This is a genomic window from Cytobacillus kochii (assembly GCF_044790165.1).
Classification (GTDB): domain Bacteria; phylum Bacillota; class Bacilli; order Bacillales; family Cytobacillaceae; genus Cytobacillus; species Cytobacillus kochii.
In genome coordinates, this window is the sequence record NZ_CP085254.1 from 144143 (window position 1) to 163552 (window position 19410).

Genomic DNA, 19410 nt, shown 5'->3' on the forward strand with positions numbered 1-19410 from the left:
AAATGATTACGAAGGCTGATAAAAATGCAGTGCGTAAGAAAAGACACGCTCGCGTAAGATCTAAACTTTCTGGCACTGCGGCTCGTCCTCGTCTAAATGTGTATCGCTCAAATAAACACATTTATGCACAATTAATTGACGATGTGAACGGAGTAACTCTTGCTAGCGCGTCTACACAAGACAAAGAAGCTAGTATTGAAGCTACAGGCAACGTTGATGCGGCTGTTAAAGTCGGCGAATTAATCGCTAAACGTGCGGAAGCAAAAGGATTGAAATCAATCGTATTTGACCGTGGAGGATACTTATATCATGGTCGTGTTAAAGCGTTAGCAGATGCTGCTCGCGAAAACGGGTTAGAATTTTAATAGACAAAGGAGGGACATATAGAATGCGTCGTATTGATCCAAACAAACTTGAACTTGAAGAGCGCGTAGTTACGGTAAACCGTGTAGCTAAGGTTGTTAAAGGTGGACGTCGTTTCAGATTCTCTGCTCTTGTAGTAGTTGGAGATAAAAACGGTAACGTTGGCTTTGGTACAGGTAAAGCTCAAGAGGTACCAGAAGCTATTCGCAAAGCAATTGAAGATGCGAAGAAAAACTTAATTGAAGTTCCTATGGTTGGAACTACAATTCCTCACGAAGTAATCGGTCACTTCGGAGCTGGCGAAATTCTTCTAAAACCTGCATATGAAGGTACAGGAGTTATCGCTGGTGGACCAGTTCGTGCGGTACTAGAGTTAGCGGGTGTAGGCGATATCCTTTCTAAATCATTGGGTACAAACACACCAATTAACATGGTTCGCGCAACACTAGATGGTTTACAACAATTAAAACGTGCTGAAGACGTAGCTAAGTTACGTGGTTTATCAGTAGAAGAACTGTTAGGATAAGGAGGGAAATCAAATGGCGAATAAACTAGAAGTTACCCTCACTCGCAGTGTGATTGGTCGCCCTGAGGACCAACGCCAAACAGTCACAGCTCTTGGATTACGCAAAATGCACCAAACAGTTGAGCACCAAGACAATCCTGCCATCCGTGGTATGATTAAAAAAGTTGCTCATCTTGTAACGGTAACTGAAAAATAATTTTCGATCTTCTACAAAATAAGGAGGTGCCAACATGAAACTTCATGAATTAAAACCTGCAGAAGGTTCACGTCAAGAACGTAAACGCAAAGGTCGCGGTATTGGTTCAGGTAACGGTAAAACTGCTGGTAAGGGACATAAAGGTCAAAATGCTCGTTCTGGCGGCGGCGTACGTCCTGGATTCGAAGGTGGTCAAACACCTTTATTCAGACGCTTACCAAAACGCGGATTCACTAACATTAACCGTAAAGAATATGCGGTAGTTAATCTTGACGCACTTAATCGTTTTGAAGATGGAGCGGAAGTTACTCCAGAGCTTCTTATTGAAACGGGTGTTGTAAGTAACGAAAAAGCAGGAATTAAAGTTCTTGCTAAAGGCAACGTAGAGAAAAAGCTTACAGTTAAAGCTCATAAATTCTCTGCTGCGGCTAAAGAAGCAATCGAAGCTGCCGGCGGTAAAGCCGAGGTGATCTAATGCTTCAGACAATCTCCAATTTTATGCGCGTGGGTGACATAAGAAGAAAGATTATTTTCACCCTATTAATGTTAATTGTATTTCGCATCGGCACATTTATCCCCGTTCCAGGGGTGAATGCACAAATTTTACAATCACAGGATCAAATGAGTGTATTTGGTGTCTTGAATGTATTTGGTGGCGGTGCGTTATTAAACTTCTCAATTCTTGCGATGGGAATCATGCCGTATATTACAGCATCAATCATTGTTCAGTTACTACAAATGGACGTTGTGCCGAAATTTACGGAATGGGCTAAGCAAGGTGAGGCGGGTCGTCGTAAACTAGCTCAGTTTACACGATACTTTACTATCGTGCTTGGTTTTATCCAAGCTCTTGGTATGTCTTACGGGTTTAATAATCTTGCTGGTGGCATGTTAATTGAAAATACGGGTATTGGCTCTTATTTATTAATTGCTACAGTATTAACTGCAGGAACTGCTTTTTTAATGTGGTTAGGGGAGCAAATTACGGAAAAAGGTGTTGGTAATGGTATTTCTATTATTATCTTCGCTGGAATCGTTGCCGGTATTCCTTCCATCGCTAACCAAATTTATGCGCAGCAAATTGAAGGTGCTGGAGATCAATTATTCCTACGTATCGTAACCCTTGTACTTATCGTGCTTGCGGTTATTGCTATTGTAGTTGGAACAATCTTTATCCAACAGGCATTAAGAAAAATTCCAGTACAATATGCAAAACGTGCATCAGCAGGTAAGACGCCAGTAGGTGTTCAAAACACTCATTTACCTTTAAAAGTAAATGCTGCAGGTGTTATCCCTGTTATCTTTGCGATTTCATTTATCATTACACCACGAACGATTGCAGGCTTTTTTGAATCGAATAGTGTAACGAGTTGGATCCAGAAGATATTTGATTATACTGAGCCAATCGGTATGGTCATCTATGCTGCATTAATAATTGCTTTCACATATTTCTATGCATTCATTCAAGTAAACCCAGAGAAAGTCTCTGAGAACTTGAAGAATCAAGGTGGTTATGTACCGGGCATCCGTCCTGGTAAAAACACGCAGGAATATTTAACTAAAGTCTTATATCGTTTAACTTTTGTTGGTGCTCTTTTCTTAACAGCGATTGCAATCATTCCAATGTTCTTCATTAATGTTGCAGGGCTACCAGAAACTGCTCAAATCGGTGGAACGAGCTTACTAATCGTGATTGGTGTTGCTCTTGATACTTACAAACAGTTAGAGTCTCAGCTAGTTAAACGTCATTATAAAGGTTTTATCAAATAGAAAGGTTTAAGGGGACGATTGTTCCCTCAAACCTAATAGAATAGGGGGGAATTCACTTGAATCTTGTATTAATGGGGCTCCCTGGTGCCGGTAAAGGTACACAAGCAGAAAGAATTGTTGAAAAGTACGGTATTCCGCATATCTCTACTGGAGACATGTTCCGTGCAGCGATCAAAGAAGAAACTGCTCTAGGTTTAGAAGCAAAGTCTTTTATGGATAAAGGTGAACTTGTGCCAGACGAAGTAACAATTGGTATTGTTAGAGAACGTCTTGGTAAACCCGATTGCGAAAAAGGTTTTCTTTTAGATGGTTTCCCTAGAACCGTTGCTCAAGCGGATGCTTTAGAAAATATTCTTTCTGATCTATCAAGAAAAATTGATTACGTTATTAACATTGATGTAGATCAAGAGATTTTGATGGAAAGGCTAACTGGCCGCAGAATATGTAAATCTTGTGGGGCAACATATCATCTTGTATTTAATCCTCCAACTAAAGAGGGCGAATGTGACCGCTGTGGTGGAGAATTATATCAACGTGAAGATGATAATGAAGCAACTGTTAAAAATAGACTTGACGTAAACATTAAGCAAACAAAACCTTTGCTTGATTTCTATGAAAATAAAGGCTATTTACGTAACATTAACGGTCAACAAGAAATTGGTAAAGTATTTACTGATCTAGATAGTCTTTTAAGAGGCTTACAATAATGATCATAAGCAAAACTCAACGTGAAATCGATATTATGCGAGAAGCTGGTAGAATTGTCGCTTTAACACATGAGGAATTACAAAAGCATATCACTCCGGGAATAACGACAAGAGAATTAGATCGTCTTGCTGAGGCTTTTATTCTCAAATGTGGGGCCGTCCCATCTTTTAAAGGTTATAACGGTTTTCCAGGTAGTATATGTACATCTGTGAACGAAAAGCTAGTTCACGGGATTCCTGATGATAACAGCTTAAACGATGGTGATATCATCAGTATTGATATAGGTGCAAAATATAACGGTTATCACGGTGATTCTGCCTGGACCTACGCAGTAGGGGCAATTGATGAACAATCAAAAGCATTGCTTGAAGTTACTGAGCAGTCATTATATGAAGGCTTAAAACAAGCAAAGCCAGGTGTACGCTTATCGAACATCTCTCATGCAATCCAAACATATGCGGAAAGCAAAGGCTTTTCCATTGTACGAGAATATGTCGGACATGGGGTAGGGCAAGACTTACATGAGGAACCACAGATTCCACATTTTGGTCCCCCGAATAAAGGGCCTCTATTAAAACCAGGTATGGTATTAGCTATCGAACCGATGGTAAATATCGGTAGTAGATATGTATCAACGCTATCCGATCAATGGACAGTCGTAACAGTCGATGGTAAGCGTTGTGCCCATTTCGAACATACAATAGCCATTACTGAAACTGGTTATGAAATACTTACTGTAAAATAACAGTAGGCTTTTCTAAAATACTCCGTTTCTAACTCATTTTTCTTTTTACTATAAGGAGACGTCAAACTCTTTTTATGTTATAATCAGAAGGTTGTTGTGTATATGTTTAAAATCATTTGTTTTGAGTAAGATGATTATTAGCTCATAAAGCTTGCATTGATTACGCGACCTATGAGATTATGTATCGGAATGTCCGAATGTGTTATTCTGCGAACCTTTTAGCAAAGAATATCTACATGCTTGGGAAAGCATTTGATGTATTTCGTATATGATTTTATGGAAGGGAGACTTGTTTAGTGGCGAAAGATGATGTAATTGAAGTAGAAGGCACAGTCATAGACACTTTGCCAAATGCAATGTTTAAGGTAGAATTAGAAAACGGTCATACAGTTTTAGCTCATGTTTCCGGTAAAATTCGCATGCACTTCATTCGTATTTTACCAGGGGATAAAGTAACAGTTGAGCTTTCTCCTTATGACTTAACTCGCGGAAGAATCACTTATCGTTTTAAATAATCATTGCACTCCGTACTACTAAGGAGGTTAGGATAATGAAAGTAAGACCATCAGTTAAACCGATCTGCGAAAAGTGCAAAGTCATCCGCAGAAAAGGTAAAGTAATGGTTATCTGTGAAAACCCTAAACATAAACAAAAACAAGGCTAAATTGAAGGAGGTGCGCATATAGTGGCACGTATTGCAGGTGTAGATGTACCACGTGAAAAACGTGTAGTAATCTCATTAACTTATATCTATGGTATTGGTAAAACAACTGCTCAAAAAGTTCTAGCAGAAGCTGGTGTAAACGAGAATACTCGTGTACGCGATCTTACTGAAGATGAATTAAACAAAATTCGTGAGCAAATCGATTCATTAAAAGTTGAAGGTGACCTTCGTCGTGAAGTATCACTTAACATCAAACGTCTAATGGAAATCGGATCCTACCGCGGTCTTCGTCACCGTCGTGGCTTACCTGTTCGCGGACAAAATACTAAAAACAATGCTCGTACACGTAAAGGTCCTCGTAAGACTGTAGCGAACAAAAAGAAATAATCGGTAAAGGAGGGTTCTTAAAATGGCTCGTAAAACTAATACACGTAAACGTCGTGTCAAAAAGAATATTGAAAGCGGAATTGCACATATTCGTTCAACATTCAATAATACAATCGTAACTATCACTGATTCTCATGGTAATGCTCTTTCTTGGTCAAGTGCTGGTGCGCTAGGATTCAGAGGTTCTCGTAAATCGACTCCTTTCGCTGCGCAAATGGCTGCTGAAACAGCTGCGAAAGCATCTATGGAACATGGTATGAAAACTTTAGAAGTAACAGTTAAAGGACCTGGTGCAGGTCGTGAAGCTGCTATTCGTGCATTACAAGCTGCTGGTCTAGAAGTTACTGCTATCAGAGACGTTACTCCAGTACCACATAACGGATGTCGTCCACCAAAACGCCGCCGTGTATAATTAATCTGTATAAACTTTTGAATCCCTGTCTATAATGGGATATGATACAAAGTAAATGAATTATACAGTATTTATTATTCCAGTTGTTGTGCACAAAACGGGAACGTATACATGGGGGAATTTCGGTTAATAAACCGGGGTTTCGACGTTTTGAAGGAGGGTGTATTTTGATGATCGAAATAGAAAAACCAAAAATCGAAACGGTTGAGATCAGCGATGATGCTAAGTATGGTAAGTTCGTCGTAGAACCACTTGAGCGTGGATATGGAACAACTTTGGGTAACTCCTTACGTCGTATCCTATTATCCTCACTCCCAGGTGCCGCTGTCACTTCGATCCAAATTGATGGGGTACTTCATGAGTTCTCAACAATTGAAGGCGTCGTAGAAGATGTAACATCTATCATTTTAAACATTAAAAAGCTCGCATTGAAAATCTATTCTGATGAAGAAAAAACATTAGAAATTGACGTTCAAAGCGAAGGTGTAGTTACTGCTGCAGATGTAACACATGATAGTGATGTAGAGATTCTTAATCCGGATCTTCATATTGCTACTCTTGGTTCAAATGGTCATTTGCATATGCGTCTAACTGCTAAACGTGGTCGTGGTTATACACCAGCTGTTCAAAACAAAAAAGAAGATCAACCAATCGGTGTAATTCCTATTGATTCTATTTATACGCCAGTTTCACGCGTACAATATCAAGTTGAGAATACTCGTGTTGGTCAATTGAGTAATTTTGATAAATTGACTTTTGATGTTTGGACTGACGGAAGTACTGGCCCTCAAGATGCAGTTGCACTTGGAGCGAAGATCTTAACTGAGCATTTGAATATCTTTGTTGGTTTAACTGATGAAGCTCAAAATGCTGAAATTATGGTTGAAAAAGAAGAAGACCAAAAAGAAAAAGTCCTTGAAATGACAATTGAAGAACTAGATTTATCTGTTCGTTCATACAACTGCTTAAAACGTGCAGGCATTAACACTGTTCAGGAGTTAGCTAATAAAACTGAAGAAGATATGATGAAAGTACGTAACTTAGGTAGGAAGTCTCTAGAGGAAGTAAAACATAAACTAGAAGAGCTTGGATTAGGTTTGCGTAAAGACGACTGATTGTCTTTTGAAATCTAGCCTTTAATGACTTCAACAAAGGAGGGAAACTTTCATGGGATACAGAAAGTTAGGACGCACTAGCGCTCAACGTAAAGCGATGCTACGTGACTTATCAACAGATTTAATCATCAATGAGCGTATTGAAACAACTGAAGCTCGTGCTAAAGAACTTCGTTCAGTAGTTGAAAAATTGATCACTCTTGGTAAACGTGGAGATCTTCACGCTCGTCGCCAAGCAGCTGCATATGTTCGTCATGAAGTAGCTGATGCTGAGAAAAACCAAGATGCTGTTCAAAAATTGTTCAGTGATATTGCTCCTCGTTATGAAGAGCGTCAAGGTGGTTACACTCGTATTATGAAAATCGGTCCTCGTCGTGGCGACGCAGCACCAATGGTAATCATCGAATTAGTATAATAAACGTATCTTCTTAGATTAGGATAACCTAACCTTTGGGATTCATGTGCAGATTGAGGGCGCCTGAATGGTTTCATTGGAACTTATTCAATGCCCTCTTTCTTTAAATAGGGATACCCCTAAAGCCAATGAGCAAAACCATTTTGAGTGTTACGATGGACATCCGTAATATTGAGGTGTTACGTCTAGCTCTTTGCATCTTCATCCATTTTCTTTACTCGTCCATACAGGAATGCCTGTATTACTAGGATGAGGATGCAGGCTTTTTTAAAAACAACCATTGCCAAGGCAATTATTATCGAGCCTTTGTTATGGAGATAGTTGCAGATAGGATAGAACTCCATATACATAGTAGCTCGCCATCAATAGTGGCGGCTTTTTTATTATATAAAGAGAATTGTTTGTTTTGCCCCTAAGTTTTAGTTAATAGAATTTTTGTAACTCCTTATTCAATAGCATAATTAGTGGCAGAGTACGTGGGTATGTATGGTCGGTGCGTCATACAGGTAAGGGAAAAAAGAAGAATTACTTTTATACGTGAAAACGCGTAAAAGATATGGGGTATAGTGAAGAACTGCATGCAAAGGTTGAAAGCGCGTAAAAGGTAGGAAAGAAAGGCAAAGTATTGCGTGTAAAGGGTGGAATCACGCAAAAAGTAGGAAAAAAAGACAAAGAATTGCGCGTAAAAGGTGGAAACGCGCAAAAGGTAGTAAAGAAAACTAAAGAATTGCGGGTAAAGGGTGAAAGCGCGCAAAAAGTAGGAAAGAAAGCTAAGGAATTGCGCGTAAAGGGTGGAATCACGCAAAAAGTAGTAAAGAAAGACAAAGAACTGCGCGCAAAAGGTGGAAACGCGCAAAAGGTAGTAAAGAAAACAAAAGAATTGCGCGTAAATGATGGAATCACGCAAAAGGTAGTAAAGAAAACCAAGGAATTGCGCGTAAAGGGTGGAAACGCGCAAAAGGTGGCAAAGAAAATCAAGGAATTACGTGTAAACATTGGAATTGCGCTAAAACTAGTAAAGAAGCAAGACTTGTGCATAAAGAATCATTAAACGCATGAACCATTCTGAATGCAAGCCAGTGATATTAGTACGATTAAGAATTGGTTTTCTATCACTTCAGAGTCGTGACCTATTGATAGCATTGAAGAATAGCGATGAAGTGAGTCAGAAGAAAGAGTGAAGTATAAGAGCAACTAAGACTTTGTCATCGTCTTAACGGGCTTGCCAATTGCTCAGGTTTCAATCACTTCAGAGTGATTACCTTTTGACAAGCAGAGAAGAAAAATAGCTCTATGATGCCTGTCAAAAGAAAGAACGAAGTATAAGAGCAACTAGGTCCCCTGTCGTCGCCTTAAAGGCTTGCCAATCGCCCAGTTTTCTAATAAAATTTAGACGTTAGATTTTTAGGTTTGTTTTTAGTAGAGTTGAGAGGAGTAGATGAGTATGAAGAATTCCCTCGTGCAGATAAGGAATCTTTCTTTTAAATATGATGAGAATGCGGATTATGCGTTGAAAGATGTGACGTTTGATATATATGAAGGGGAATGGTTGGCGATTGTTGGTCATAATGGATCAGGCAAGTCAACGATGGCTAAGCTTTTAAATGGCTTAAATTTCCCAAAGGAAGGCAGTATTACGGTAGATGGTTTGCTGCTATCAGAAGAAACGGTTTGGGACATACGAGATAAAATTGGGATGGTTTTTCAAAATCCCGATAACCAGTTTGTTGGTACGACTGTACAGGATGATGTGGCTTTTGGTTTAGAAAATCACGGCATCGAGAGAGAGGAAATGATTAAGCGTGTCCATAACGCGCTGGAGAGTGTGAAAATGGAACAGTTTCTTGATCAAGAGCCGCACCATTTATCAGGTGGCCAAAAGCAGCGTGTGGCCATTGCAGGGGTTCTAGCGCTTAGGCCGAATATCATTGTCTTGGACGAAGCGACCTCTATGTTAGACCCGCGTGGTCGTGAAGAGGTGTTAGAGACGATTAGACAGTTAAAAGCATCGCAAGAAATGACTGTTATTTCCATCACGCATGATTTAGAAGAAGCAGCAAAGGCTGATCGCATGATTGTGATGAATAAAGGACAGCATTATCGGGAAGGTAGTCCGGAAGATATTTTTCAATTAGATGAAGAGTTGATATCGTTAGGACTCGATATTCCATTCCCTGTGAAAATGAGCAAAATGTTAAAAGGCTTAAATATCCCAGTATCTAAGCATCATTTATCTGAAGAAGAATTGGTGGAAGAATTATGGACATCTCACTTAAAAATGTAGAATATCGCTATCAGGTCAATACGCCGTTTGAAAGATTAGCGATTCAAGATGTGTCTATAGATATTCCATCAGGCACATTTCTCGCTTTAATAGGACATACTGGTTCTGGGAAATCGACCGTCCTACAACATTTAAATGCATTACTGAAACCTACAGCGGGCGAAGTTGTTATTGGTGAGAGAACGATTACTTCTGAAAAGAAACAGAAAGGCTTAAAAGCGATACGCCAAAAAGTAGCGATTGTGTTTCAATTTCCTGAGCATCAACTATTTGAGGAAACTGTAGAGAAAGATATTTGTTTTGGTCCGATGAATTTCGGTGTGAATGAAGGAGAAGCAAAAAGGCGAGCACATGAAGCAATTAAACAAGTGGGCTTAGATGAGTCGATTTTACAAAAATCACCGTTCGACCTTTCTGGTGGACAAATGCGCCGAGTAGCCATTGCTGGTGTATTAGCGATGCATCCTGATGTCATTGTGCTTGATGAACCAACAGCTGGCCTAGATCCTCGTGGGCGCAAAGAAATTATGGATATGTTTTATCAGCTTCATAAAGAGCGGAATTTATCTACGATTCTTGTAACGCATAGTATGGAGGATGCCTCACGCTATGCAGATAAGATTGCTATTATGCATAAAGGTGAAGTCTATAAAGTGGGTACACCACTCGATATTTTCTCTGACCCAGAGCAATTGATAAAAATGGGCTTAGACGTACCAGAGGTTGTGAAGTTCCAGCAAAAGCTAGAGAAAACATTCGGCTATAAGTTTGCTAAAACATGCTTAACAATAGAGGAAATCAGTCAAGAAATGCCTCGCTTTTTAAAGAGAGGTGAAGCCTAATGATGGAAAAAATGATTTTTGGACGCTATGTTCCAGCTGATTCAGTGATTCACCGAATGGACCCGCGCTCCAAACTCATTATCGTTCTTTTATTCGTATGTGTTGTTTTCATCGCTAATAATGCGATTACGTATGGTGCCCTTGTTGTCTATACCTTATTAATGCTAGCGATGTCGAAAGTGCCGATGCGCTTTGTATTTGGTGGCTTAAAACTCGTCTTCATTTTGATTATTTTTACGTTCTTGATGCATATCTTTTTAACAAGAGAAGGACCGATTATTTTTGAATTAGGATGGTTTAAAGTTTACGAAGAAGGCCTGAGACAAGGGATTTTTATCTCTTTACGCTTTTTCCTATTAATCTTAATCACATCGATCCTAACGTTAACAACAGCCCCTATTGCGATTACAGACGGTTTAGAGAGTTTGTTAGGCCCACTTAAGAAGTTGAAGTTTCCGGTGCATGAGCTCGCCCTAATGATGTCTATCGCCTTAAGGTTTATTCCGACGCTCATGGAGGAAACAGATAAAATTATGAAGGCACAATCAGCAAGAGGCGTGGAGTTCTCCTCAGGCCCTGTAAAAGACCGTGTGATGGCGATTATTCCACTACTGATTCCGCTGTTTGTGAGTTCATTTAAACGAGCAGAGGAGCTTGCCACAGCAATGGAGGCACGTGGTTATCGTGGAGGCGATGGACGGACAAGGTATCGTAAGCTTGTGTGGAGCGTAATTGATACATTGATGTTGTTATTGCTTTTGGCTTTAACGATATTGTTAATTATATTTAGAACATAAAGAGGGCAAATCATGAGAATCAAATGTATTATCGCTTACGATGGCACAGGCTTTGCGGGCTATCAAGTACAACCGAATAAACGGACTGTCCAAAGGGAGCTAGAAACAGCACTTACGAAGCTGCATAAGGGCAGTGAAGTGAAAGTTGTTGCTTCTGGCCGCACGGACGCTGGTGTTCATGCGGTGGGTCAAGTAATTCACTTCGATAGTCCTTTGCAGTTGCCTGAGGAGCGTTGGCCAGCTGCATTGAATTCTATTCTGCCGAATGATGTTGTAGTAGAGGAAGCGGCCTATGTAGCAGAGGACTTCCATGCGCGATATCATGCCATAGGTAAGGAGTATCGCTACCGATTAATACGCACGAAGAAAAGCAACCCTTTTTTGCGGCATTATGCTTATCAGTATTCCTTTCCAATAGATGTGGAACGTATGCGCGAAGCCATCCAGTATTTATTAGGAGAACATGACTTTACAAGCTTTTGTTCAGCAAGATCTGAAGTGGAAGATCGCGTGCGGAACATCTATGGGGTTTATATTGAGGAACATGATGATGAGCTACTGTTCCGTTTTGTTGGTAACGGGTTTCTTTATAATATGATTCGCATCTTAATGGGGACCTTACTTGAGGTTGGTAAGGGCGAGCGAGAGCCACATGAAATAGAGAAGATTTTAGCGAAGAAAAACCGTATCTTTGCTGGGAAAACGGCACCTGGTCATGGCCTGTACTTATGGCAAGTCTATTACGATGAAAATATTGCTAATGATAAGTAAAGAGCGTCATTTGCTGGATTTGCGAGAAAAAATTCTTAAAACAACTAATCCAGGTGTAACATCGACTTGACAATCAGCTGGTAAAGTTATATTATAGCATATGGTATTATTATTAAAACCACGATAAGCCCCGGAATCTTATTGTGTAAGAATATATGAAACCAAAATGATTATAATGGATTTAATTTAGGAGGGAAAACCGATGCGTACAACGTTTATGGCGAATGCAAACAATATCGAACGTAAATGGTACGTAGTTGATGCTGAAGGCAAAACTCTTGGACGTCTTGCTAGTGAAGTAGCATCAATTCTACGTGGTAAACATAAACCAACTTATACACCACATGTGGATACTGGTGATCATGTAATTATCTTGAACGCTTCTAAGATCGAATTAACTGGTAAGAAGCTTACTGATAAAATTTACTACCGCCACAGCATGCACCCTGGTGGTTTAAAAACTAGAACTGCTAATGAAATGCGTACAAACTACCCTGAGAGCATGTTAGAGCTTGCTATTAAAGGCATGCTTCCAAAGAACTCTCTTGGTCGTCAAATGTTTAAAAAATTACATGTTTACGCTGGTAGCGAACATGCGCACCAAGCACAACAACCAGAAGTTTACGAACTTCGTGGATAATTAATTAGGGGAGGTTATTAACTTGGCACAGGTTCAATATACTGGTACTGGTCGCCGTAAGAGCTCAGTAGCTCGCGTACGTTTAGTCCCTGGCGACGGTAAAATCGTTATCAATGGTCGTGAAATCAATGAATATATCCCGTTTGCAGCTTTACGTGAAGTTGTTAAACAACCACTAGTAGCTACTGAAACAGTAGGAAGCTACGACATTCTTGTAAATGTTAAAGGTGGTGGATACACTGGTCAAGCTGGCGCAATCCGCCACGGTATCGCTCGTGCGTTACTTCTAGCTGATCCAGAATACCGTCCAACACTAAAACGCGCTGGACTATTAACACGTGACGCTCGTATGAAAGAACGTAAAAAATACGGTCTTAAAGGCGCTCGTCGTGCACCTCAGTTCTCAAAACGTTAATATACCAACGTTTCAAGACCCTCGAACAGTTTTGTTCAAGGGTCTTTTTTGATGAGAAAAATAGCTTTTGACCTAATTTTGACCTAATTTATTCTAATTCCATAAATTTAAGGAAGTTTTCAGCGGTTTTTTGAGACATTGTTTTTGAGACATGAGTATATACATTCATTGTTGTTTGAATGTCTTTATGGCCCAACCTAGCTTGTACTTCTTTAATGCTTGCGCCAGCTTCAAATAACATTGAGGCATGTGTGTGTCTCAATCCATGAATAGTAATACTATGTAGGTCATAGATCGTTATGAAGTTATTTAATAGTTCATTCGGATACGCTAACCTTATAGGTCGTAAATCGCCTCTTAAGAGAATATGTGAAGGCTTCTTGTTGATTCCGTCCGCAAGCAACAATTCTTTCTGCTTAACCTTCCAACTTGTTAATAGCTTTGTTGTATGGCTATCTATGTCAATCGCTCTGTTTGATGCGTACTTTTTAGCTGTTTGTACAATTTCTTTCCCTTTTTCAAAGAACATAGTTTTATTAATATTTATTGTTTGTTCTTTAAGGTCTATATCATCCCATGTCAGAGCGACCAGCTCACCTTTCCTCATGCCCGTATATATTAGCAAATAGAACATCATAAAGTATTGCATAGACATATGCTTTTTTGCTAATTTTAAGAATTCCTTGACCTCATTTTTTGTCCAGTAATTCCTTTCTTCTTTAGCAGCTAAAAACGTTTCTTCTTTCTTAGGGATTGTTACATACTCCATTGGGTTTTTTAGAATATAGTCCATTTTAACAGCATATTTAAAAACTAAATTTGCCTGAATCCTGATATCATTTACAGAATTTATTTCATCAGCTATTTCATTTATTACTTTTTGACAATATCCTTTTGTAATTTCTTTTATTTTTAGCTTTCCGAATCTTGGTAGTATATGCTTATCAAACTTAGATAATTTGCTGTATTTCGTGCTCGGCTTTATTGTTTTTGAGTGAATATCCCACCATTCCTTAAATATATCTTCAAACAATAGAGCTTGCTTAGAGAGAAGGCCAGAATCAATTTCCTGCTTAAGTTTCATGTAAGCTGCTTGGGCTTCTTTTTTTGTCTTGAATCCTCTGCGTGTAGTCATTACTTTTTTTCCGGTCCCTGGATCAATTCCAATAATTAATTTGAACATCCACTTATCGCCTTGCTTAGTTTTATATTTTTGGTAGGAGGCCATAATAATCACCCTTTCCATATCTTTATTTTGTTGCTACAGCTACTTTATTTCTTTTTTTAATATAGTAACCACTCTGGAAATATAATTTATTTTGAAACATTTCTAATCTCCTTAAAGCGAAATCAAAGTCCACATTAAATTTATTCATAATTTCATTAGCCGTTACATTCTTTATTTCCTCTAGCATAAAGGTTGGTACGCAAAAGTGATAAGCGAAGTGATTTGCTTGAAATTCTTGCAAATCTCTAAATAAGGGGTGCATATTCAATTGATTTCCACAATGCCTTATATAATGTGTTACCTCATGTCCGAATAACATCCACTCTTCTTGTTTTGTTCCTCTAACTAAAACTATTTCATTATTTAATCTAAAAGGTCTCATTTTATAAACAAGTTTAATCCCTATATTTTTTGCAATTTTATTCATATCTAAATCTTCTGGTTTCTCCACTCCAATAGATGTGTATAGTTCATAAATGAAATCTTCAAGGTGTGAATACAAATAATGACCTCCATTATAGGAATGTATGTTCTCTTTTTAGGCAAAATATAGGGTGCACAAATATATGTACACCTTTAATTTTTAATTAGCATTTTCAAGACCAGTCATAGATTTTATGACAGATGGTAACTCTCCATCAAGGTAATTACGCGAGATTTCCCCAATATAATTGCCTACTTTTTCGCTATTCTCTAGTTTAGTATTGTAATTACCTTCTAATAGATCATTGATTGCATATATTACTGCATCGGCTAATTCATTTAATTCTTTAATTGCAGGTATTTCAGAGTCGTATTCATGTTGCATTTCATTCACTGCTATATTAACATCAGTTAATGCTTCGTTTAATATTTTCTGCTCTTCCTCTTTAGTGGTTGCTAAAGTGTCAACCGATGAATACTTCGAAATGATTAGTGTCATATAATACATTACTCCAGATTCAAGTATTTCAGTATGTTTCTCTGTATGTGTATTTTCTTCATCTGAATCGGATATATTATTTGTTGATTCATTTGACGAACAACCTGTTAGTAATATAGATAATAACAAAATGAATATCGTTTTTTTCAATATAATACCCCTTTTTAAACATTATCTTTTTGACTTAGTTTAAATTTTATATATTCATACACTTCTTTCATATCTTCAACTGTTAATGATTCCATATCCTTAAACATCAAGTCGACATCAGGAAATTCTTTAACGATTTTATTCTTGTAATATTCTAGCTCGTTACTTTCTGTTTCATGACCAAGGAGAAAATCTGTGGTTACGTCAAAAAACTCAGCAAAAGATTTTATCATTTCAGGATCTGGTTTTCTATCCCCTGATTCATATCTAGAAAGTTGCACATTAGAAATTCCTAATGCATCAGCTACTCTTTTTTGTGAATAGTTATTTTTATTTCTTAAATATTTTATACGACTACCTAATATATTCATCGTCTTCTTCCTTCTATTGTTTTATAGCATTATTCTACCATTTACCAAAATGGTAAAAAATAATTTTGCCAAAAAGGTAAAAATATAATTGACATTTCCAAAATGGTAATATAAAATACAATTAAAGTTACCAAATTGGCAAATACGGAGGTGACATATGGTGGAAAAGGTAATTAAAAAAGTCGATTTAGAAAAGATTAAATCATTAAGGAAAAAAGCAAATCTTTCTTTAAGTGAAATGGCCAAACTATTAGGATATGAAAGTGTCAATGGTTATTATTATTTAGAAACTGGAAGAGGTAAATTCCCGGCTGAAACTTTGGCGAAAGTAGCAAGCATATTCAATGAAAATGTAGATAATCTTTTTTTTGATGTTAAAATTACCAAAATGGCAAATAATTCGAAACAAGCAATTTAGAAACATTAATTGAAAAGATGGGAGGGATATCATGTCGCACACTCTTCGGGAAATCGAAGATAAACTACTCAACTTACATTTAGAAACCTTTTTTCGCAAAGCATACGAGCAGGGTGTAGCTGACGGAAGAAAGCAATTTTCAAGACCTGAGCTTTTGACATTAAGTGATTTACAAGAAATGTTTCAAATTAAATATCCTACAGTTTTAAAAATGACTGCTAACCCTGAGTTTCCACGATCTACTCAAATAAAAGCTAGGTTTCCAAGAGACCAAGTCTATAAATGGATAGAGGAAAATTCTAATTGGGTTAAACAAAACACAAACTATTATTCCAAGGAGGCCATGTAAATGAACAATTTGCAAATTATCAATCAAAACGGTCAGTTATTAGTCGATAGTCGTGAAGTCGCTGATATGACTGGTAAGAGTCACGCACACCTTATGAGAGATATCCAGGTCTACAAAAGAATCCTAGATGAAAATCCAGAATTGGATTCTCAGCATTTCTTCATCCCAAGCACATACAAAACTAACGGAAACAACAAAACCTATGATTGCTATTTACTTACACGAAAAGGTTGCGACATGGTAGCCAATAAAATGACTGGTGAAAAAGGAGTATTGTTCACAGCAACCTACGTAATTCAATTTGAAAAGATGGAACAGCAACTTAAACAACCTTTCAAACTCCCATCAACATATAAAGAAGCACTCCTTATGCTCATCGAAAAAGAAGAGGAGAGAGAGCAACTACATGCAGAGAATCTTATGTTAGGTCAACGTGTAGCGGAGTACGAACCCAAAATTACTTACTTAGATCAAATTCTTTCGTCTACAGATTCCGTCACGATCACTCAAATTGCTGCTGATTACGGAATGTCAGCTCAGAAGTTCAATAAGATTCTTCATGAATCAGGTATCCAGTACAAGATCAATGGCCAGTGGATTTTATACACCAAGTACAAGTCAGAAGGATATACGAAATCCAAAACCACTGATGTGCTGAGAAGTGATGGAACGACAAAAGTAGTCATGAATACGCAATGGACACAAAAAGGAAGGCTCTTTATCTACAACATTCTAAAAGCAAAAAAGATTTATCCAGTAATGGATATCCAAGTAGATAAACAGCTTAAGTTAGTTAGTGGTAGTAAACGATGAATGGGGCCAACCATTCATCGCTACATACCGCCTCGAAAAGTTTCTTGAATCAGAAACCATCCGGTGAAGCTGCCAGGCGAAAACCGGATGTGTTCTTCATAAATATATTTTATTCGAAAACTAGAAATCTAGCAGTACATAAATCGGAACATGACAACTAGAAAACCGAACAAATTGTTCTAACTTGGAACAGAAGGAGGATAGAAGATGCATTATGGTTCTTTTCTTAAGAAATTGAGGGTTATCAAAGGCTATTCGCAAGAGGAAATGGCTGAAAAAATGCTAATGCCAAGAACAACAATATCAAAAGTAGAAAACAACAAAATGGAATTGAAATTATCTGATGCAGTTAGATGGGGGCAAGTGACGAATGCACCTGAAGCATTAGCAGCTATGTTATGCGGTGTAGATATCGCTTCGTTAACACAAATATTAACGATGTTAGTAGGAGGTTTTAGTAGATGGATATGGTGATTCTTACAATCATGTTTACGTTTATCTCATTTTTCTTAGGAGTTATGTTTGGAGATTTAAATAGTAAAAACAAAAAAGAGCAGTGAACGGCCAGGCTCACTACTCAACGACTCATATGAAATAACCAACTTAATTATACCATTCATACGGTGAGGGAACAAGAACTTTTGTTCCCACCGTGCAGGGTCAAAGTATTATCTACCAATCACACCCCATCCCCTTACTTTGGCTCTGCACGGTGCGAATAAAGCGCCATGATCTTTAAAATCGAACAGAAAGGAGTGAGCCATTTGAGTAAGAAAATCACGCTTGAAGCATTGATTAAGAGACTCCAAGAGGATGGCGTGAAAATTGACTGGTGTGTCAAATTCACAAATCTAAAGGAGGGTTGATTGATGGAGCATCCTGAGGTTACGCAGTTACGAAGGACAGGCTATCCGAATTTGATTGCACAGCCAGAACATGCCGGGATTGACTACTTTGGAGAGGAAATTCTCGAAGGTGATGAAATAGTTGAATATGACGGCGAGATTATCTTGGAGGGTAATCTTCAACGGTATTTATGCGAGGTGCTTGGCTTTGAGTTTAAAAGTGCATAAAAAAAGACTCCTGCAGCAACAGGAGCCGATAAATCAACAATATTTAAAGTTATTTTAGCACAAAGCTTTGATAACGGTAAAGGGAGGATATCAAATGCAAGCTCAAGTGTTAACGCTGACTACTGATATGTCACATGAGAAATGGCTTCAAGCCCGTAGAAATGGAATAGGTGGCTCTGATGCTGCTTCTATTGCTGGATTAAATAAGTGGAAGTCTCCAGTTGGAGTTTACTTAGATAAGCTGGGGCAGTCGCCTGAAGAAGATACAACAAGCGAAGCTGCATATTGGGGTAACATGCTTGAGGAAATAGTCGCTCAAGAGTTTTCTAAAAGAACTGGCTTGAAAGTAAGGAAGCGCAATGCGATTCTAAAACATCCAAAACATCCGTTTATGTTAGCGAATGTAGATCGCTTAGTCGTTGGAGAAAAGACTGGTCTTGAATGTAAGACTGCTTCCGAATATTTGAGAGATCAATGGAAGGATGAAGAGATTCCTGCATCTTACTTGTTACAGTGCCAACATTATATGGCTGTCACAGGATATAAAAATTGGTATATAGCAGTCCTTATTGGTGGAAATAAGTTTATCTATAAGAAAGTCGAGAGAGACGAGGAATTAATTGAATACTTGATTGATATAGAATCAACTTTTTGGAATGACCATGTATTAAAAGAGATACCACCAGAATTTGATGGTTCAGATGCATCAGTGGATCTACTCAAAGATTTATATCCTGAGTCAGTACCAGAAAGCGAGATATCTTTATCACCTGATACCAACACATTTGTAGATGCATTAGAGCAAGTAAATATTGAAATTAAACAACTAGAAACACAGAAAAAAGAATACGAGAACAAGATTAAGTCGGTAATGGGGGAGCATGAGAAAGCTGTTGCAAGGGATAAGTTGATTACTTGGAAAACTGTCACTTCTAATCGTTTTGATAGCAAGCGTTTCTCCAAAGAATACCCTGAGCTTTATAACAAGTTCACTAAGCAATCTATCTCTAGAAGATTTTCTATTAAATAAGGAGGG

30 protein-coding genes are annotated in these 19410 nt (G+C 38.1%); 26 read left to right on the forward strand and 4 right to left on the reverse strand.

The genetic code is table 11. The annotated features are described in order from the left end of the window. Window positions 1-2 precede the first annotated feature (2 nt). The 20 genes from rplR to rpsI all read left to right on the forward strand — a co-directional run bounded on the left by rplR (window position 3) and on the right by rpsI (window position 13050). Window positions 3-365: a 50S ribosomal protein L18 gene (rplR, locus tag LG276_RS00725; RefSeq protein WP_095371209.1), complete on the forward strand. Its 363-nt coding sequence runs from the start codon at window positions 3-5 to the stop codon at window positions 363-365. Between the two features lie 23 nt (window positions 366-388). Further along, window positions 389-889 carry a 30S ribosomal protein S5 gene (rpsE, locus tag LG276_RS00730; protein ID WP_095371208.1) on the forward strand — a complete coding sequence of 167 codons (501 nt, stop codon included), beginning with the start codon at window positions 389-391 and terminating at the stop codon, window positions 887-889. A 13-nt stretch (window positions 890-902) separates the two neighbouring features. Further along, a complete protein-coding gene (rpmD, locus tag LG276_RS00735; RefSeq protein ID WP_224938675.1) occupies window positions 903-1085 on the forward strand; it encodes a 50S ribosomal protein L30 in 183 nt (60 codons plus the stop codon). A 34-nt stretch (window positions 1086-1119) separates the two neighbouring features. Further along, the gene (rplO, locus tag LG276_RS00740; protein WP_095371206.1) at window positions 1120-1560 is read left to right on the forward strand and encodes a 50S ribosomal protein L15; all 441 of its coding nucleotides are present in this window, start codon (window positions 1120-1122) and stop codon (window positions 1558-1560) included. After that, the gene (gene secY / locus LG276_RS00745) at window positions 1560-2855 is read left to right on the forward strand and encodes a preprotein translocase subunit SecY (protein WP_095371205.1); all 1296 of its coding nucleotides are present in this window, start codon (window positions 1560-1562) and stop codon (window positions 2853-2855) included. The genes rplO and secY overlap by 1 nt, the downstream gene beginning before the upstream one ends. A gap of 56 nt (window positions 2856-2911) precedes the next feature. Further along, window positions 2912-3562 carry an adenylate kinase gene (locus LG276_RS00750; protein ID WP_095371204.1) on the forward strand — a complete coding sequence of 217 codons (651 nt, stop codon included), beginning with the start codon at window positions 2912-2914 and terminating at the stop codon, window positions 3560-3562. Beyond that, window positions 3562-4308, forward strand: a complete 747-nt coding sequence (gene map, locus LG276_RS00755; protein ID WP_251163144.1) for a type I methionyl aminopeptidase — start codon at window positions 3562-3564, stop codon at window positions 4306-4308. The genes LG276_RS00750 and map overlap by 1 nt, the downstream gene beginning before the upstream one ends. A 296-nt stretch (window positions 4309-4604) precedes the next feature. Continuing rightward, on the forward strand, window positions 4605-4823 hold the full coding sequence (infA, locus tag LG276_RS00760; RefSeq protein WP_095371202.1) for a translation initiation factor IF-1: 219 nt from the start codon (window positions 4605-4607) through the stop codon (window positions 4821-4823). A gap of 35 nt (window positions 4824-4858) precedes the next feature. Continuing rightward, window positions 4859-4972, forward strand: coding sequence for a 50S ribosomal protein L36 (gene rpmJ, locus LG276_RS00765; protein ID WP_003156543.1), 114 nt, complete (start codon window positions 4859-4861; stop codon window positions 4970-4972). A gap of 21 nt (window positions 4973-4993) precedes the next feature. Beyond that, window positions 4994-5359, forward strand: a complete 366-nt coding sequence (gene rpsM, locus LG276_RS00770) for a 30S ribosomal protein S13 (RefSeq protein ID WP_095371201.1) — start codon at window positions 4994-4996, stop codon at window positions 5357-5359. Window positions 5360-5381: 22 nt separating this feature from the next. After that, window positions 5382-5771: a 30S ribosomal protein S11 gene (gene rpsK / locus LG276_RS00775; protein ID WP_095371200.1), complete on the forward strand. Its 390-nt coding sequence runs from the start codon at window positions 5382-5384 to the stop codon at window positions 5769-5771. Window positions 5772-5941: 170 nt separating this feature from the next. After that, complete coding sequence (locus LG276_RS00780) at window positions 5942-6886, forward strand: DNA-directed RNA polymerase subunit alpha (RefSeq protein WP_095371199.1); 945 nt, start codon at window positions 5942-5944, stop codon at window positions 6884-6886. Between the two features lie 52 nt (window positions 6887-6938). Continuing rightward, entirely contained in the window at window positions 6939-7301 is a 363-nt protein-coding gene (gene rplQ / locus LG276_RS00785; protein WP_095371198.1) for a 50S ribosomal protein L17, read from the forward strand. A gap of 625 nt (window positions 7302-7926) precedes the next feature. Further along, window positions 7927-8352, forward strand: a complete 426-nt coding sequence (locus LG276_RS00790) for a hypothetical protein (protein WP_251163145.1) — start codon at window positions 7927-7929, stop codon at window positions 8350-8352. 393 nt (window positions 8353-8745) lie between these two features. After that, window positions 8746-9585 (forward strand): energy-coupling factor ABC transporter ATP-binding protein, encoded by an 840-nt coding sequence (locus LG276_RS00795; RefSeq protein WP_251163146.1) that lies wholly within the window; start codon window positions 8746-8748, stop codon window positions 9583-9585. Next, the gene (locus LG276_RS00800; RefSeq protein WP_224938679.1) at window positions 9561-10427 is read left to right on the forward strand and encodes an energy-coupling factor ABC transporter ATP-binding protein; all 867 of its coding nucleotides are present in this window, start codon (window positions 9561-9563) and stop codon (window positions 10425-10427) included. Before LG276_RS00795 ends, LG276_RS00800 begins: the two co-directional genes overlap by 25 nt. After that, window positions 10427-11224 carry an energy-coupling factor transporter transmembrane protein EcfT gene (locus LG276_RS00805; RefSeq protein WP_251163147.1) on the forward strand — a complete coding sequence of 266 codons (798 nt, stop codon included), beginning with the start codon at window positions 10427-10429 and terminating at the stop codon, window positions 11222-11224. The genes LG276_RS00800 and LG276_RS00805 overlap by 1 nt, the downstream gene beginning before the upstream one ends. Window positions 11225-11233: 9 nt before the next feature. Continuing rightward, on the forward strand, window positions 11234-11995 hold the full coding sequence (gene truA / locus LG276_RS00810) for a tRNA pseudouridine(38-40) synthase TruA (protein WP_251163221.1): 762 nt from the start codon (window positions 11234-11236) through the stop codon (window positions 11993-11995). A 202-nt stretch (window positions 11996-12197) separates the two neighbouring features. Next, complete coding sequence (gene rplM, locus LG276_RS00815; RefSeq protein WP_095371192.1) at window positions 12198-12635, forward strand: 50S ribosomal protein L13; 438 nt, start codon at window positions 12198-12200, stop codon at window positions 12633-12635. A 22-nt stretch (window positions 12636-12657) separates the two neighbouring features. Beyond that, a complete protein-coding gene (gene rpsI / locus LG276_RS00820) occupies window positions 12658-13050 on the forward strand; it encodes a 30S ribosomal protein S9 (protein WP_095371191.1) in 393 nt (130 codons plus the stop codon). Between the two features lie 88 nt (window positions 13051-13138). Here rpsI and LG276_RS00825 read toward each other — a convergent pair whose 3' ends face one another. From LG276_RS00825 to LG276_RS00840, 4 genes are all read right to left on the reverse strand, one after another. Continuing rightward, window positions 13139-14278: a tyrosine-type recombinase/integrase gene (locus tag LG276_RS00825; RefSeq protein ID WP_404293127.1), complete on the reverse strand. Its 1140-nt coding sequence runs from the start codon at window positions 14276-14278 to the stop codon at window positions 13139-13141. A gap of 22 nt (window positions 14279-14300) precedes the next feature. Beyond that, a complete protein-coding gene (locus tag LG276_RS00830) occupies window positions 14301-14780 on the reverse strand; it encodes an ImmA/IrrE family metallo-endopeptidase (protein ID WP_404293129.1) in 480 nt (159 codons plus the stop codon). Between the two features lie 81 nt (window positions 14781-14861). Beyond that, window positions 14862-15200, reverse strand: coding sequence for a hypothetical protein (locus LG276_RS00835; RefSeq protein WP_404293131.1), 339 nt, complete (start codon window positions 15198-15200; stop codon window positions 14862-14864). 164 nt (window positions 15201-15364) lie between these two features. Beyond that, window positions 15365-15721, reverse strand: coding sequence for a helix-turn-helix transcriptional regulator (locus LG276_RS00840; protein WP_340977190.1), 357 nt, complete (start codon window positions 15719-15721; stop codon window positions 15365-15367). Between the two features lie 160 nt (window positions 15722-15881). Here LG276_RS00840 and LG276_RS00845 point away from each other — a divergent pair, with 160 nt between their 5' ends. The 6 genes from LG276_RS00845 to LG276_RS00870 all read left to right on the forward strand — a co-directional run bounded on the left by LG276_RS00845 (window position 15882) and on the right by LG276_RS00870 (window position 19404). Beyond that, window positions 15882-16139 carry a helix-turn-helix transcriptional regulator gene (locus tag LG276_RS00845; protein WP_340977192.1) on the forward strand — a complete coding sequence of 86 codons (258 nt, stop codon included), beginning with the start codon at window positions 15882-15884 and terminating at the stop codon, window positions 16137-16139. Window positions 16140-16170: 31 nt separating this feature from the next. Beyond that, window positions 16171-16488 (forward strand): helix-turn-helix transcriptional regulator, encoded by a 318-nt coding sequence (locus LG276_RS00850; RefSeq protein WP_404293134.1) that lies wholly within the window; start codon window positions 16171-16173, stop codon window positions 16486-16488. Next, window positions 16489-17301 (forward strand): phage antirepressor KilAC domain-containing protein, encoded by an 813-nt coding sequence (locus tag LG276_RS00855; protein ID WP_095371185.1) that lies wholly within the window; start codon window positions 16489-16491, stop codon window positions 17299-17301. Window positions 17302-17508: 207 nt separating this feature from the next. Continuing rightward, on the forward strand, window positions 17509-17775 hold the full coding sequence (locus tag LG276_RS00860) for a helix-turn-helix domain-containing protein (RefSeq protein WP_404293136.1): 267 nt from the start codon (window positions 17509-17511) through the stop codon (window positions 17773-17775). Between the two features lie 395 nt (window positions 17776-18170). Next, on the forward strand, window positions 18171-18374 hold the full coding sequence (locus LG276_RS00865) for a YqaI family protein (RefSeq protein ID WP_404293138.1): 204 nt from the start codon (window positions 18171-18173) through the stop codon (window positions 18372-18374). A 94-nt stretch (window positions 18375-18468) separates the two neighbouring features. After that, a complete protein-coding gene (locus LG276_RS00870; protein WP_404293140.1) occupies window positions 18469-19404 on the forward strand; it encodes a YqaJ viral recombinase family protein in 936 nt (311 codons plus the stop codon). Window positions 19405-19410 lie beyond the last annotated feature (6 nt).